Genomic DNA, 15272 nt, shown 5'->3' with positions numbered 1-15272 from the left:
GACGATAGCGAAAGTTCACCCCGCGCCGATCAGCGGCACGGCTTCGTCGCGTTCGTAGAGGTAGAGCAGGCAGCGCAGCGCTTCGCCGCGCTCGCCGTTCAGTTTCGGATTGTCCTTCATGATCCGCAGCGCCTCGTCGCGGGCCTGCGTGATCAGCTGGCCGTGCACCTCGGAGCGCGCGATGCGGTAGCCGGGCAGGCCGCTTTGCCTGATACCGAGCACGTCGCCTTCGCCGCGCAGTTTCAGGTCTTCCTCGGCGATCCTGAATCCATCCGTGGTTTCGCGGATCACCTTGAGCCGCGCCTTCGACATTTCGCCGAGCGGCTCCTTGTAGAGCAGCAGGCAGGTCGAGGCCTCCGAGCCACGCCCGATGCGGCCGCGCAGCTGATGCAGCTGCGACAGCCCGAAGCGCTCGGCGTTCTCGATCACCATGATGGTCGCAGCCGGCACGTCGACGCCGACTTCGACGACGGTGGTCGCAACGAGGAGGTTGATCTCGTGCGCGGCGAACTGCGTCATCACGCGATCCTTTTCCGTCCCCTTCATCTGGCCGTGAACCAGGCCGACGCGGTCGCCGAAACGCTGATGCAGCGACTCGAAACGCTCGGTGGCGTTGGTGAGGTGGTCGGTGCCCTCGGCCTCGGATTCCTCGACCAGCGGGCAAATCCAGTAGACCAGCTTGCCGGCCTCGAGCGCACGGCCGATGCTATCCGCGACCTCGTCGAGGCGGCTCATCGATATGGTGCGGGTTTCAATCGGCTGCCGCCCCGCGGGCTTTTCGCGCAGCTCGGAGACGTCCATGTCGCCGAAATAGGTCAATACCAGCGTGCGCGGGATTGGCGTTGCGCTCAGCACCAGCACGTCGACAGCTTCGCCCTTGGACGTCAGCGCGAGGCGCTCGCGCACGCCAAAACGATGTTGCTCGTCGACGACGGCAAGCGCCAATGCCTTGTAGACCACGTCGTCCTGGATCAGCGCGTGGGTGCCGACCAACAGATCGATCTCGCCGGATTCGAGGCGCGCCAGCAGCTCGCGGCGCTCCTTGCCCTTCTCGCGGCCGGTGAGGATCGCAACCCGCATCCCGGCGCGCTCGGCGAGCGGGGTGATGGTCTTGATGTGCTGGCGCGCCAGGATCTCGGTCGGCGCCATCAGCGCGGCCTGCTTGCCGGCTTCCGCGACGGCGGCGGCTGCGAGCAGCGCGACGACGGTCTTGCCGGAGCCGACGTCGCCCTGCACCAGCCGCAGCATCCGCACCGGCTGGCGCAGATCCTCGATGATGGCGGCGACCGCATCGCGCTGCGATGTCGTGAGCGCGTAAGGAAGGGCATCGATGATCTTGTTGCGCAGATGGCCGTCGCCGGCATTGCGCACCCCGGCCGGGCGGCGGAGCGTGGCGCGGATCAGCGCCAGCGCGAGCTGGCCGGCGAGCAATTCGTCGAAGGCGAGCCGCGACCAGAACGGACCGTCGGGCAGGATGTCCGTGAGCTCGACCGGGACATGCACACGCGTCAGCGCTTCCCGGATCGGCGGAAATTTGCAGCGCCGGATCACCTCCGGGCTGAGCCATTCCGGCAGCTCCGGCAGCTTGAGCAAGGCCTGCGCGATGGCGCGGCGGAGCGAGCCGAGCGCAAGTCCCTCGGTCAGCGGATAGACCGGATCGATGCCTGAGAGTTTGGCAAACGCCGCTTCGTCCACGATGTTGGTGGGGTGCACGATCTGCGGGATACCGTCATACATCGCCAGCGTCCCGGAAACGTAGCGCTTCTCGCCGACCGGCAGCAGCTTCTCGACATAGCCGGGCTGGGCGCGGAAGAAGGTCAGCACCACGTCGGCGGTGTCGTCGCTGGCATAGACCAGATAGGGCGCGCGCGAATTGCGCGGCGGGGGCGGGCGATGACGGTCGACGGTGACCTCCAGCGTCACCATGGTTCCAACGACGGCGTCACGGATCTTCGGCCGCGCGCGGCGGTCGATCACGCTGGCTGGCAGGTGCAGCAGCAGATCGACCAGCCGCGGGGTCTCGCTGCGGCTGAGCAGATAGCGCAGCAGTCTGTCCTGCTTCGGTCCGACGCCCGGCAGGGTCGTGACCGGCGCAAACAGGGGATTGAGCAGGCTGGGGCGCATTCGGGAAACCTAAGACCGTTTCTCACCGTCTTGCCCGCCCTTGTGCCGGGCATCCACGTCTTTTTTTGTGGCCATGACGATTTTGGCGATTCCGGGCTCCACAACGCATGCTGACATTCGCGTTTCCCATCGTTATATCAACCCCGCCCGGCATGTCCGGGCTTTTGGCGTTGGATGGAATCGGGACATGACGGGATCGACACGATCGAGCAGCGGGCTCGATGACCGCCGCAAGCGGCTGCTGTTTCGCTGCTGGCATCGCGGTACCAAGGAAATGGACCTGATCCTCGGCCGTTTCGCCGATGCCGCGATCGCCGATCTATCCGACCACGAACTGGGCCAGCTCGAGCACCTGATCGAGCTGCCCGATCCCGATCTCTATGCGGCGCTGACCGGGGACAAGGCGCTGGCGGCCGAATACGCCACTCCGTTGTTCGCCCGTATCAAGGCGTTTCGGGTCGTGGACAACGACGCATGAAGCTGGCTGCGAAATCTCCGGCCGCGATGCTCACACCCGGCCGCGTACTGACTATCGCCAATGTCGCCGAGGGCGCCGAGGGGCTCGTCATCTCCGATCTGGCGCGCGCGATCGCGGCGAAGCCGAAACGATCGGCGGTGAGCCTTGCGGTGGTATGCCGCGACGGCGCGCGGATGCAGCAGCTTGCGCGTGCGCTGGAGTTCTTCGCGCCTGACATCGGCGTAATGCAGATTCCGGCCTGGGACTGCCAGCCCTATGACCGCGTCTCGCCACATGCCGGCATTCTGGCGCAGCGCCTGACCGCGTTGGCAAAGCTGTCGCGGCTCGCTGGCTCCGACAAGCCGCTGATCGTGTTGACCACGGTGAATGCGGCGCTGCAACGGGTGCCGGCGCGCGGCCTCGTCGCGGCGCAGGCGCTGTCGGTCGCGCCCGGTCTTGTCGTGCCGATGGATTCGATCGTCGCCTGGCTCGAGCACAACGGTTACACCCGCTCATCGACGGTGCGCGAGCCCGGCGAGTATGCCGTGCGCGGCGGCATCCTCGATCTGTTTCCCGCCGGCCTCGACCAGCCGGTGCGCTTCGACTTCTTCGGCGACTCACTTGAGTCGATCCGCACCTTCGATTCCGAGACGCAGCGCACGCTACTGGACATGCGCGGGCTCGACCTGGTGCCGGTGTCGGAATTCCAGCTGACGACGGAGACCATCCGCCGCTTCCGGATGGGCTATGTCGCCGCCTTCGGCGCGCCGGAGCGTGACGACCAATTGTATGAAGCCGTCTCCGAAGGACGCCGCCATCCGGGCATGGAGCACTGGCTGCCGCTGTTCCAGGAGCGGATGGACACGCTGTTCGACTATCTCGACGGCGCCACGGTCGCGATCGAGCCGCAGGGCGAGGACGCCGCGCGCGAGCGCTTCAAGCAGATTATCGACTATTACGAGGCGCGGCGCGAGGCGCTCGATCATCCCGGCGGCGGCGCAATCTACAAGCCGTTGCCGACCGATAGGCTCTATCTGACCGAGACCGAATGGACAAAGCTGCTCGGCGAGACGCCGCTGGCGCGGCTGACCCCGTTTGCGGTGCCCGAAGGCACCACTGACGTGTTTGACGCCGGCGCGCGGCTGGGCCGCAATTTCGCGCCCGAGCGCGCCGACGGCAACATCAACGTGTTCGAGTCCGTCGTTGCCCATGTCGGCGCGCTGCAATCGCAGCGCAAGAAGGTGGTGATCGCGCTGTGGAGCGAGGGCTCGCGCGACCGCATGGGCGCGATGCTGCGCGACCACAAGCTGCTCAACACAACCAGCACCAACACCTGGCGGATCGTGCAGGCGACGCCGCGCAACGAGACCATGCTGGCCGTGCTCGGCATGGAATCCGGCTTCGAGACCGACGAATTCGCCGTCATCAGCGAGCAGGATATTCTGGGCGACCGCCTGGTGCGGACGCGCAAGGCGAGCCGCAAGCTCGACAATTTCATTTCGGAGGTCACGAGTCTGGCCACCGGCGATCTCGTCGTCCATGTCGAGCACGGCATCGGCCGCTTCGTCGGCCTGCAGACGCTGCAAGTCGGCGGCGCGCCGCATGACTGCCTCGAGCTGCATTATGCCGCCGAGACAAAGCTGTTCCTGCCGGTCGAAAACATCGAGCTGTTATCGCGCTATGGCTCCGACAGCGCCAATGCCGAGCTCGATCGGCTCGGCGGCAGCGGCTGGCAGGCGCGCAAGGCCAAACTCAAGAACCGCATCCGCCAGATCGCGGGCGAGCTGATCAAGATCGCAGCCGAGCGGCATTTGCACGAGGCGCCAAAATTCCCGCTGCAGCCGCATATCTATGACGAGTTCTGCGCGCGCTTTCCCTATGAGGAGACCGAGGACCAGCTGGGCGCGATCAACGCGACCTTGAAGGACCTCGAGACCGGCCGACCGATGGATCGGCTGATCTGCGGCGACGTCGGCTTCGGCAAGACCGAGGTGGCGCTGCGCGCGGCCTTTGCGGTGGCGCTGGAGGGCAAGCAGGTCGCGGTCGTGGTGCCGACCACGCTGCTGGCGCGGCAGCACTCGAAGAACTTCGCCGAGCGCTTCCGCGGCTTCCCGGTCAATGTCGCTCAGGCCTCGCGCCTGATCCCGACCAAGGAATTGAACCAGGTCAAGAAGGGGCTCACCGAGGGCCATGTCGATATCGTGGTCGGCACCCACGCGCTGCTCGGCAAGGCGATCAAGTTCAAGGATCTTGGCCTCCTGATCGTCGACGAGGAGCAGCATTTCGGTGTCAGCCACAAGGAGCGGCTCAAGCAGCTGCGCGCCCAGGTCCATGTGCTGACGCTGTCGGCGACGCCGATCCCGCGCACGCTGCAACTGGCGCTGACCGGCGTGCGCGAGCTTTCGATCATCGCATCACCCCCAGTCGACCGTCTCGCGGTCCGCACCTTCGTAGCACCGCATGATCCCTTGATGATCCGCGAGGCGCTGCTGCGCGAACGCTACCGCGGCGGGCAGGCGTTCTACGTCGTGCCACGGATCGAGGACCTCGCCGGCGTCAAGGACTTCCTCGACAAAAACGTGCCGGAGATGAAGGTCGCGGTCGCGCACGGCCAGATGCCGCCGACCGTGATCGAGGACATCATGTCCGCATTCTACGACGGCAAATACGACATCCTGCTCTCGACCACGATCATCGAGTCCGGTCTCGACATCCCGAACGCCAACACGCTGATCGTGCACCGCGCCGACATGTTCGGTCTCGCCCAGCTCTACCAGCTGCGCGGCCGCGTCGGCCGTTCCAAGCTGCGCGCCTATGCGCTGTTCACGTTGCCGGCGCAGCAGAAGATCACCGCGCAGGCCGAGCGGCGGCTCAAGGTGCTGCAGTCGCTGGAGACACTGGGCGCCGGCTTCCAGCTCGCCTCCCACGACCTCGACATCCGCGGCGCCGGCAATTTGTTGGGCGAAGAGCAGTCCGGCCATATCAAGGAAGTCGGCTTCGAGCTGTATCAATCTATGCTGGAGGAGGCGATCATCAACCTCAAGGCCGGTGTGGTTGAGCCTGCCGCCGAACGCTGGTCGCCGCAGATCACGATCGGCATGCCGGTGCTGATCCCCGAGGATTACGTCAACGATCTCAGCGTGCGGTTGTCGCTCTATCGGCGCCTCGCCGATCTCGAGACCGACGACGAGATCGACAATTTCGCCGCCGAGATGCGCGACCGCTTCGGCGTGCTGCCGGACGAGGTGCGCTATCTGTTCAAGGTCGCCGCGATCAAGGCCTATTGCCGCCGCGCCAATGTCGAGAAGGTCGACGCCGGGCCGAAGGGCGCCGTCATCACCTTCCGCGACAACAAGTTCGCGCAGCCCGACCGGCTGGTCGGCTTCATCCGCCAGCACGGCCAGGCCGCCAAGGTGCGGCCGGACATGAAGGTGGTGTTCTTGCAGGATTGGGAAACGCCGGAAGAGCGGCTCGCCGGCACCACCGAGATCCTGCGGCAGCTCGCCAATCTCGCGGAGAGCAAGAAGGCGGCGTGACAGGCAGCCCCGGGCATATCTAAGTCAGGATCGGACAAGGTCCTGTGTAGAACAAATCACTCAACTTCGTGTGCTGGCGCATTCAGTGAGAATGGCGTCGCGCAGTTGAGGGAAAGCAGTAAATCCTGTCTCGCCGTTAAGATGGCCGCCTCCTGGCACAATCTCAAGGGGAGCTTTCAAGCAGTCAGCTACATCTTGCGAACGCGACAGTGGAACATAGGGATCGTTATCGCCCGCCCAACAGCGGCACGCGCTTCCTTTTCGCTCGCGAATACCGGCCCAATTGAATGAGCCGGCAAAGAACGACTGATTTATGGTGTCGTAGTCGGGAAGGCCGAGTGCGCCGATGAACGGCGCGGCCAGAAATAGGCCGTCAAATGGCTCGACTGCTCGCTCAACCAAGCGCAGCGCCAGTGCGGCCCCCAGACTATGTCCAACAAGGATGGTCGGAGCCAATGACAACGAACTAACAGCAAGATCGTAGGCATTGAGCCACGCCTCTAGAGATTGCCCCTCCGGCGTAGGGAATTGAGGACGCAATACTTCGATGCCTTCCGCGTTCAGTGCGGCATGAAGCCAAGGAAACCAGTTGGTGTCAGGCCCTCCGTGCGCGCCGTGCAGCACAATCACCCTCGACCCCGCTCGCCCACTTTTCATTTCTAATACCCCACACCTCATCACCGCTGTTTCTATGGTCGCCTTCAGCATCGCACAAGGCGGCGTGACAGCCAGCCCAACGCAAGCCCAGGTCAGGATCGGACAAGGTATGGAGCGACGTGCTCGTCGAGCAGCTTCAGGAACTGCTCGGCGAGAACACTGAGGTCGCCGATCGTCGGCTTGAGGACGCCGACCTCGTAGTGGATCGACGGCGCGAAGGGGCGCACGACCAGCGGGCTCGCATTGCCCGTGCGCCTGAGGGTCTCGGATGCGCTGAGCGCATCGACGAGACAGACGCCTGCGCCATCGATCACGAGGTTGAGCGCGACGGCGAAGAATTCGCATTCGATCGCCGGATGAAACGGCGTGCCGCTGGCCTCAAAGGCGCGCGAAACGCCGGCATAGGTCGTCCGGCTCTGCGAGGTGATGATCAGATCATGTCGCTCGAGCAGGTCGGGAGTGATGATCTTCTGGCCAGCGAGTGCATGCGTTGCAGGCATCACGCAGTCCAAAGACATCCGGTAACGTCGCAACACCATGTTGGTGCGGTCGAAGGGCGGCTCGGCGACGCCGATGTCGAACGCACGTGCCGAGACCAGGCTGCGGACATTTTCCGAGCTTCGGGTCAGCAGCCTGATCTGGGTTGACGCGCGCTCCCGCTGGAAGCGGCTGACGACACCAGGAAGCCAGACGATCCCAGGGCCAGGACTCGCGATGGTCAGGACGCCGCGCTTTCCGGCCGAAATTCCCGCAGCAGCGTCCTCCAGCTCGGCGAAGCCGGCGAGCGCCCGGATCGCTTCGTTGTGCAGCAGATGAGCTTCGGGCGTCGGCACGATGTGCCGGCTTTCCCGGCGAAACAGCGCAAATCCGACATCCGCCTCGAGCCGCTTCAGTGCGGCACTGACGGCAGGCTGCGACACACCGAGCGCGCGGGCGGCCTCGGTCGCCGAGCGATGCTGCATGACAGCATGAAAGATCTCTATGAGGCGTCTATCCATAATTCATATCTATATATCGACTTGCGCCTTTACATATCATAAATGTCGCTAATAATGCCGTAAAATAGGGGTATTAGGTCGACCTCGCTTACCGATACCCAGCAGATAATACCGCGAATCTGAGCATGATTACATTTGGCATCATTATTGCTTATGTATCGGTGGAAAGTCACCCGGAGGTTCGTTCGTATGAACACAAGCCACGCATCGCATTCGGGCATCGGGCCCGTGCTGGCGGCCGAGGCGGTGGTCAAGCGCTTTGGCGCCCACACCGTCCTAAACAGCGTGGACCTTGCGCTGGGCCCCGGGCAGTCGACCTGCATCATCGGGCCGAGTGGCTCGGGAAAAACCACCCTTCTGCGATGCATGGCGCTGCTCGAGTCGCCGTCCGATGGACGCATCCTGATGGAAGGCGCGACCGTGTCGCAGGCTCAGTCGTCGTCCGACGTGCGCGGTGCCGCCAGGAAGGTGCGCCCTGAAATCGGAATGGTGTTCCAGCAGTTCAACCTGTGGCCGCACATGACGGTGCTGGGAAACATCATCGAGGCGCCGATGCGCGTACGGGGCCTCAGCCGGGACGAGGCGGTCGCCACCGCTGAACGACTGCTTCAGAAGGTCGGCATGGAGGCCAAGCGCGATGCCTATCCCGCCCGACTGTCCGGCGGGCAGCAACAGCGCGTGGCGATTGCCCGTGCGCTCGCGATGCAGCCCAAAATCCTGTTGTTCGACGAGCCGACCTCGGCGCTCGATCCGGAACTTCGTCGTGAGGTGCTGCAGGTCATGCGCACGCTGGCGCTCGAGGGCATGACGATGCTGGTGGTGACGCACGAGATGGGTTTTGCGCGCCGTGTGGCCAGCCAGGTCGTGTTCATGGACGAGGGGGTGATCGTCGAGCACGGCGCTCCGACAGCCTTCTTCGAGAAGCCGACGACCGAACGCGCCCAGCGCTTTCTCAATCAGTTTGACGAGTGATCACGCACGAAAGGGATTGATGGCCATGCGAAACCTGTATCGACTTGCAATTGCTTGCCTGGTTTTTCTCTCGGTGCAGCCGGTTGCTGCCCAGCAGATTCAGTCGCGGCTGTACGAGGTCACCAAGAGCGGCGTGCTCAGGGTCTGCATCTGGCCGATGTACTATTCGATTTCGTTTCGCAATCCCGAAAGCGGACAGCTCGAGGGGATCGATATCGATCTTTCCAGGGAGCTTGCGAAGGACATGGGCGTCAAGCTGGAATATGTCGAGACCAGCTTCGGCAGCTTCATCGCCGATCTGCAGGCGAACAAATGCGATCTCGGCATGTTTGGCGTCGGCGCGACGATGAAGCGGGCGCAGGCCGTGGCTTTCTCCGATCCCTATCTCACCAGCGGCGTCTATGCCGTCGTGCGCAAGGGCGGCCCGATCACGTCCTGGGCGGATATCGACAAACCGGGCGTCAACGCCGGCGTCTCGCTCGGCAGCTATATCGAGGCCTTCATGCGCTCGTACTTCAAGAACGCCAAGACCGTCGCCGTCGCGGCGCCAGCCACCACCCCGGCCGAGTTGATGGCACAACGGGTCGACGTCGTCATGACCGACTATCCGGCCTCGATCAAAATGAACGCCCAGTTCGACTGGACCATCACGGTGGCGCCACCGGAAACGCTGTCGGTGACACCCTACGCCTACGTTATGAACCAGGGCGACCAGATCTGGCTCAACTACATCAACCTGTTCGTTCGAACGATCAAGCTTGACGGTCGGCTCAAGGCCGCCGCCGAGAAGAACAAGCTCGGCTCGATCGTCGCGCCCTGAGCCGTCAGATGCAAAGCTACAGCTTCCGCTGGGACGTCATCCCGAACAATCTGGGCTTCCTCGCCTCCGGCATCGAAATGACCCTGTTCATTTCGACGGTCACGCTCGTGGTGGCGACCCTGTTGGGGCTCGTCATCGCGATCATGCAGATATCGCGCTTCCGGATTGCACGCATCGTCGCATTGTCGGTCGGCGAAATCGTGCGCAATACGCCGATCCTGGTGCAGCTGCTCTGGGTCTATTACGTGCTCCCGATCGTCTTCAACGTGAGGATCGATGCGCTGACCGCGTCGATCCTCGGCCTGTCGCTGTATTCCGCGGTGTTCATTTCGGAGGTGTTCAGAGCGGGTATCCAGACCGTGCCCATCGGTCACCGTGAGGCGGCGCAGGTCCTCGGCCTGTCACCGACGCAAAGCTTTGTGCGGATCGTCGGCCCGCAGGCCATTCGCAGCGTGCTGCCGCCACTCGCGGCCAATTTCGTTCAGCTCATCAAATACTCCTCCCTGGCGTCCGTCGTGTCGGTCGGCGAAGTCACCCGGCGCGGCATGGAGCTTTCATCATCGACCTTCAGGCCGCTGGAAATCTTCACCTTCATCGCGGTGATCTATTTCGTGATCTGCTGGCCGCTGACCCACTCGATCCGTATCTGGGAATCTCGCCTTGCACGACGTTGATCACATTCGCCACGCCATCTCGAACGACCGCACCAGCCAGATGGTGGACCTGGCCATGCGGCTGATCGCAACGCCATCACCGAATCCGGATGGCGACACCCGTGCGGTGGCGGCGCTCGCGGCCGACCTTCTCAGGGCCCATGTCCCCGGCGTCGAGGTCGACCTGCATCCGGGATCGGCCGACATCGTCAACGTGGTCGCCCGGGTCAGGGGCCGCGCGCCGGGACGGCGGATCGTGTTCAATGGCCATCTCGACACCTATCCCGTGGGAGACCGGATGAACTGGTCGGTCAGCCCCGAAGGTGAGATCGCGTACGGCCGCCTGTATGGCCGCGGAGCCGCCGACATGAAAGGCGGCATCGCTGCATCAATGGCCGCCATGGCGGCTTTGGCCGAACAGCGCGCAGAATGGGCCGGCGAAGTCGTGCTGACACTCGCCGGTGACGAGGAGAGCATGGGCGCTCGCGGCACAAAATATCTGCTCGACGAGATCCCGCATGCCACGGGTGATGCCACGATCATCGGAGACGCCGGTTCGCCGATGGTGCTGCGCTTCGGCGAGAAGGGATTCATCTGGATCGAGATCACGGCGGAGGGCAGGGCAGCTCACGGCGCCCACGTCCATCTTGGCGTCAATGCGATCGACCGCTTGCGCGAGGCTCTTGATCGCGTAACCGCGCTGCGCGGACTTGCCGTCGCCATGCCCGTTGCCGTTCGCGATGCGATTGCTCATGCCAAATCAATCTCGGAACCACTGTGCGGCGCAGGTGAGGCCGAGGTCCTGTCGACCATCACGGTCAACACCGGAATCGTGACCGGCGGGGTCTCGCCGAACCTGGTGCCATCAAGCGCACGCGCAGCGATCGACCTGCGCCTGCCGGTCGGGGTCACGTCGAAAGCCGTTCTCGCAACGTTGCAACAAGCGCTCGATCTCCCTGGAATCAATTGGCGGGTGTTGCGCTGCTTCGAGCCCAATCACACCGACCCCGGTGAGGAGATCGTCACCTGCTGTGCGGCAGCGGCCGCGCAAATCATCGGGACAGCCCCGGCCGTCAACATGCGTGTCGGCGGCTCCGACGCGCGCTGGTTCCGGATGTCCGGAATCCCGACGGTCGTCTACGGGCCGACACCGCACAATATGGGCGCGCCGGACGAATACGCAGAGATTGCCGAACTGGCGATCGTATCCCGCGTGCATGCACTCACGGCCTTCGACATGCTGACAAGAGAGAATAGAAAATGAGTGACGCGGCGGGTTTTGTGGGGCCGGAAACGTTCATGGGGCTGCCGGCGGGATTGCCGCGCCCCGGCAGCCGGGCCGCCATTCTCGGCGTGCCGTTCGATTGCGGCACGCACCCGTTTCGTGTCGGCGCTCGACAGGGGCCGTCGGAGGTTCGGCGGGAGTCGCGGCTCATTCGCCGCTATCATCCCTCGCTTGCGGATGTCGACGTGCTGACCTTGCTCGGCGCGGTCGATGCCGGCGACGTCGCGCTGGTGCCGGGGCGCATTGATGATGCTTTCGTCAGGATCGAGGCAAGCGCCGCTCGCATTCTCGAGCTTGGTGCGGTGCCGGTCGGGATCGGCGGCGATGGCTCGGTCTCGCTTCCGCTGATGCGCGCAGCCGCCCGGCATCACAAGGATCTCGTCGCACTGCATATCGACAGCCACACCGACGCGTACCCCTACACGCCCGACGATCGCTACAATGCGGCGACGCAATTCACCAACGCGGCGCAGGAAGGTGTGGTGGATGCTTCCAGGTCCTGGCACATCGGCGTGCGCGGGTTCACCTATTGCCCCGGCGTGCTCGAACACACGCGATCGCTCGGCTTCCGGGTCGTCACGATCGACGAGCTGATGCGGCGCGGCTTTGCGCAGACCATCGCCGAATTCAGCGAAGTGGTCGGCGGGCGGCCGGTCTATCTGTGCTGGGACATGGATGTTTTCGATCCGTCGGTCGCGCCCGGCGTCTGTACCCCCGCCTGGGGTGGGCTGTCCGCCCGGGAGGGGATCGAGCTGCTGCGCAGTCTCTCAGGCTTGAACATCGTCGCGATGGATTTCAACACCGTCAGTCCGCCACAGGATGTCAACGGGATGGCCGCCCAGCTCTGCGCCCATATGATCATGGAAGCGCTCGTGCTGCTGGCCACAGGCATGGGACTGCTGCCGGACTGACGATTCAGCGTCCGGACGGCTACGACGCCACGCGCTGGGCGTCCTGGCTGAGTCGCGCCAGCAACGATTTTACCGAGTCGTTCGGCTGCAGCGCAACCACATTGACGATGGGCTCCTGGCTGTCGCGCCGGCCGTGGTGGGTGTGGCGCATCACGCTCGACAGCCGACGCGTGATCGCATGCGCGCTGCGCAGGTCGGTTGCGGTGAACACGACGACGATCGACCCGTCGGCCTGCACGGCGCCAAAATCGCTCTGGCGCATCAGGCGGCTGATGATCCGGGCGCCATCGAACTGCGCGCGGGGTTGGGCGCTGTCGAAGCTGAACCGCGCCACCGAGAGGCCGCCGCCGCGTTCGCCGGTCTGGAACACGGCGGTCGCGAAATCGCGCTCGAACGCCGAAATCGTGAGCAACCCGGTGCGGGCATCGATCAGGCCCTTGGCGTCGATCGCGCGCAGCATGCGGCTGAGCCGCGCTTCGAAAGCGTGCTGCCGGATCAGCGGCAATGTGATGTCGGCGATGCGCGACGGCTCGGCCGGGACGATCTCGAGATTGGCGAGGTCGTACCGTGGTGTGACGTCGCTCGCGGTAACCACCACGGGCAAGGTGCGGAAGCGGACGTCCTCGGTCAGCACCGTCAGGAACGCATCCATCACCCGTGGCGTAAATCCTTCGCCGAGCACGATGCCGTCGATGTCGCGGTTGCTGAGGTGCTTGGCGGCAGCCTCGATGCTGAGCGCGCCGACCACGCCGGCGCGTTCGCCGAGTGCGACCGACAGCGCCGGGTAGGCGCCGCCGCGGCCGATCAGGAGCGCGGTTGCTTCCCCGACCGGATCGATATCCGACAGCGCGATCGGGACCGGCGGCACCTGGCGCCGCATCACCGTCGCATGCAGGCCGCGCACGCGCAGCGATGCGTTGAGCCGCGTGACCAGGCGATCTGGATGGCTGCGACGCTGGAAGAACGGGATCGCCGTGCCGGGCAGGGCGATCGCGGGATCGACGGCGATCAACGGCAGATAGGGCGCACGGGCGGCGGCACGCCGGGCCAGCGTCGCCAAGGTTGCAGCATCGATGCCATCAAGCGCGGCGATCACGGCCGCCGGCTGCACCTGTTCGATGGCGCGCCCGGCGTCGTTCCAATCGGTCGCAACCACCGGAAACAGCTTGGCTTCATCGAGCACAGCAGCGAATGACGGCCGCTTGGCGGTCGACACGATGAGAACCGGACCCTGTTGGGACATGCGAAAGCTCGACACCGATGCGCGGATCAGCAAAGGCCGCAATGCTAGTCCGGCCGGCTTAATACAGCGTCAACGCGAGGTTAAGAATTACGTCAGCGTACCGTTCGTACGATCGCGAAAAGCTTCGACCATCAATGGGTTAAGCCCGAGTTCCGTCAGCGCATCACGGGCCCGCGCATTGTCTTGCGCCCGCCCGGCCAGCCGATGACCACTGAGCCGATCCGGTAACGCCGTCAACAGCGCGCCGTGGCCGAGCCGCCGCGACCATTCCTGCAAATCCTGCGCAAGGAAGCGGTAGCCGCCGACCGCCATGATGCCGGACGGCGGCGCGGTGATGCTGATGGTGCCGGTCGCCCGGTCGATCCGGGCGGCATATTCGGTGTCGGCGAAATCGCGCGGTGCCGATGCGATCAGCGTGTCACCCGGCGGAGGCAATGGTGCGTAGGCGGCGGCGGGAACCATCGGTCCGCGCAGTCCCAGCGTACCCTTCGGCGTCAGCAGGATGTCGCCGGCAATCGACGCGCCCGGCACGTCGCGCGGCGCGCCGTGCGGGCCCGGCCGGATCGGGGCCGGCGATCCATCCTCCGCGTTGCGGCGGGCGCAGAAATGCCCGGCTTCGCCAAACAAATAGACATCGGTCAGGGGCGCGTGCTGGGCGGTCCAGGCTGCGCTGGCGGCGACCTGTTCCGGCGCGCGCCAGAGGCCGATGACGTTGCGCAGGCTCGGCATCCGCGCCGACAGATCGTGTTCGTCAAGCCGCAAGGCGAGCTGTGCGGGAGCGATCAGCGTGTCGCAGGCGTGGTCGTTGACCTGGGTTTCGAGCACCTCTTCATCGAAGGGGTGGTGCAGCACCAGCGTTCCGCTCGACAACAGCCAGGTAACTAGCGACGAGCAGAGGCCGGCAAACGACATCGGGGCGAAAGCCGACATGATGGTGGCGCCCTGCGCCAGGTCACTCTCCAGCGACATTGCGAGTCCGCCCGCGATCAGGCTGAAATGCGCGCGCGGCACCGGACGCAACCCTTCGCTGGTGACGTCGAAGGAAATCATCGCGGCCTTGCGTCCGTCCTGGATCACCGAACGCGATGTCCTGGAATCCTGCAGGGTCGCCTGATCGAGCGAGGCCATGCCTTCCGGCAGGTCGTCGCCGAAGCCGCAGACATGGCGGATCGAGAACGCCTCTGCTGCGGCGTTCATGGCGAAGTCGGCATAGGAGACGCCGTCGATCTTGCTGGAGGTGACGATCGCGCGCGCCGCGGTGCGGTTGAGCGCGACCGTCAGCTCGGCCTGCCGCCACAGCAGCGGCAATGGCGCCACAATCAATCCGACGCGATGGGCCGCCAGCACCGTCAGCGCGAACTCGACCGTAGAGGGCAATTGGACGGCGATCACTGAATTGGCGGGCAATCCGCTCTCGATGAAATGGGCTGCGATCGCCGAAATCGCGCGGTCGGCCTGGGCATAGGTCAGGCGCTTGCGCGTCTGTCCGGTGATGCGCTGCTTGTTGAGCGGATCGACCAGCGCCAGCGCCTCGGGCTGCCGCACCAGGATCCGCTTGAACAGGGTATCGAGCGTTGGCGAGGCGATCGGCTGGGTCACGGGTTCAACGTCCGTTG

At 64.8% G+C, this 15272-nt stretch carries 12 protein-coding genes; 7 read left to right on the top strand and 5 right to left on the bottom strand.

The window, feature by feature from the left end; genetic code table 11:
* Positions 1-15: 15 nt before the first annotated feature.
* Complete coding sequence (recG, locus tag UP10_RS15915) at positions 16-2124, bottom strand: ATP-dependent DNA helicase RecG (RefSeq protein ID WP_044588230.1); 2109 nt, start codon at positions 2122-2124, stop codon at positions 16-18.
* A gap of 187 nt (positions 2125-2311) precedes the next feature.
* Here recG and UP10_RS15910 point away from each other — a divergent pair, with 187 nt between their 5' ends.
* Entirely contained in the window at positions 2312-2602 is a 291-nt protein-coding gene (locus UP10_RS15910; protein WP_044588229.1) for an FAD assembly factor SdhE, read from the top strand.
* Positions 2599-6117 carry a transcription-repair coupling factor gene (mfd, locus tag UP10_RS15905; RefSeq protein WP_044588228.1) on the top strand — a complete coding sequence of 1173 codons (3519 nt, stop codon included), beginning with the start codon at positions 2599-2601 and terminating at the stop codon, positions 6115-6117. Before UP10_RS15910 ends, mfd begins: the two co-directional genes overlap by 4 nt.
* A gap of 60 nt (positions 6118-6177) precedes the next feature.
* Here the strand turns inward: mfd and UP10_RS43090 are convergent, their stop codons facing one another.
* Both UP10_RS43090 and UP10_RS15900 read right to left on the bottom strand, forming a co-directional pair.
* Entirely contained in the window at positions 6178-6747 is a 570-nt protein-coding gene (locus UP10_RS43090; protein WP_197086825.1) for an RBBP9/YdeN family alpha/beta hydrolase, read from the bottom strand.
* A gap of 119 nt (positions 6748-6866) precedes the next feature.
* On the bottom strand, positions 6867-7772 hold the full coding sequence (locus UP10_RS15900) for a LysR family transcriptional regulator (RefSeq protein ID WP_082077144.1): 906 nt from the start codon (positions 7770-7772) through the stop codon (positions 6867-6869).
* Between the two features lie 189 nt (positions 7773-7961).
* Between UP10_RS15900 and UP10_RS15895 the strand changes: the two genes are divergently transcribed.
* Genes UP10_RS15895 through UP10_RS15875 form a run of 5 tightly spaced genes read left to right on the top strand, consistent with a single transcriptional unit; the run spans position 7962 to position 12413 of the window.
* Positions 7962-8744, top strand: a complete 783-nt coding sequence (locus tag UP10_RS15895; RefSeq protein WP_044588226.1) for an amino acid ABC transporter ATP-binding protein — start codon at positions 7962-7964, stop codon at positions 8742-8744.
* A gap of 25 nt (positions 8745-8769) precedes the next feature.
* Positions 8770-9564, top strand: coding sequence for an ABC transporter substrate-binding protein (locus UP10_RS15890; RefSeq protein WP_044588295.1), 795 nt, complete (start codon positions 8770-8772; stop codon positions 9562-9564).
* Positions 9565-9572: 8 nt separating this feature from the next.
* A complete protein-coding gene (locus UP10_RS15885) occupies positions 9573-10238 on the top strand; it encodes an amino acid ABC transporter permease (RefSeq protein ID WP_044588225.1) in 666 nt (221 codons plus the stop codon).
* Complete coding sequence (locus UP10_RS15880) at positions 10225-11481, top strand: M20/M25/M40 family metallo-hydrolase (protein ID WP_044588224.1); 1257 nt, start codon at positions 10225-10227, stop codon at positions 11479-11481. Before UP10_RS15885 ends, UP10_RS15880 begins: the two co-directional genes overlap by 14 nt.
* Positions 11478-12413 (top strand): arginase family protein, encoded by a 936-nt coding sequence (locus tag UP10_RS15875; RefSeq protein WP_082077143.1) that lies wholly within the window; start codon positions 11478-11480, stop codon positions 12411-12413. Before UP10_RS15880 ends, UP10_RS15875 begins: the two co-directional genes overlap by 4 nt.
* Positions 12414-12432: 19 nt before the next feature.
* On the opposite strand, the gene UP10_RS15870 is transcribed toward UP10_RS15875, so the two are convergent.
* Positions 12433-13656: a hypothetical protein gene (locus UP10_RS15870; protein WP_044588294.1), complete on the bottom strand. Its 1224-nt coding sequence runs from the start codon at positions 13654-13656 to the stop codon at positions 12433-12435.
* A gap of 87 nt (positions 13657-13743) precedes the next feature.
* Positions 13744-15255 (bottom strand): AMP-binding protein, encoded by a 1512-nt coding sequence (locus tag UP10_RS15865; protein ID WP_044588222.1) that lies wholly within the window; start codon positions 15253-15255, stop codon positions 13744-13746.
* Positions 15256-15272: the final 17 nt, after the last annotated feature.

This window comes from Bradyrhizobium sp. LTSPM299 (genome assembly GCF_000938235.1).
Taxonomy (GTDB): Bacteria; Pseudomonadota; Alphaproteobacteria; order Rhizobiales; family Xanthobacteraceae; genus Bradyrhizobium.
The sequence above is the reverse complement of the archived record's forward strand: the minus strand, read 5'-3'. Positions and strand labels throughout refer to the sequence as shown.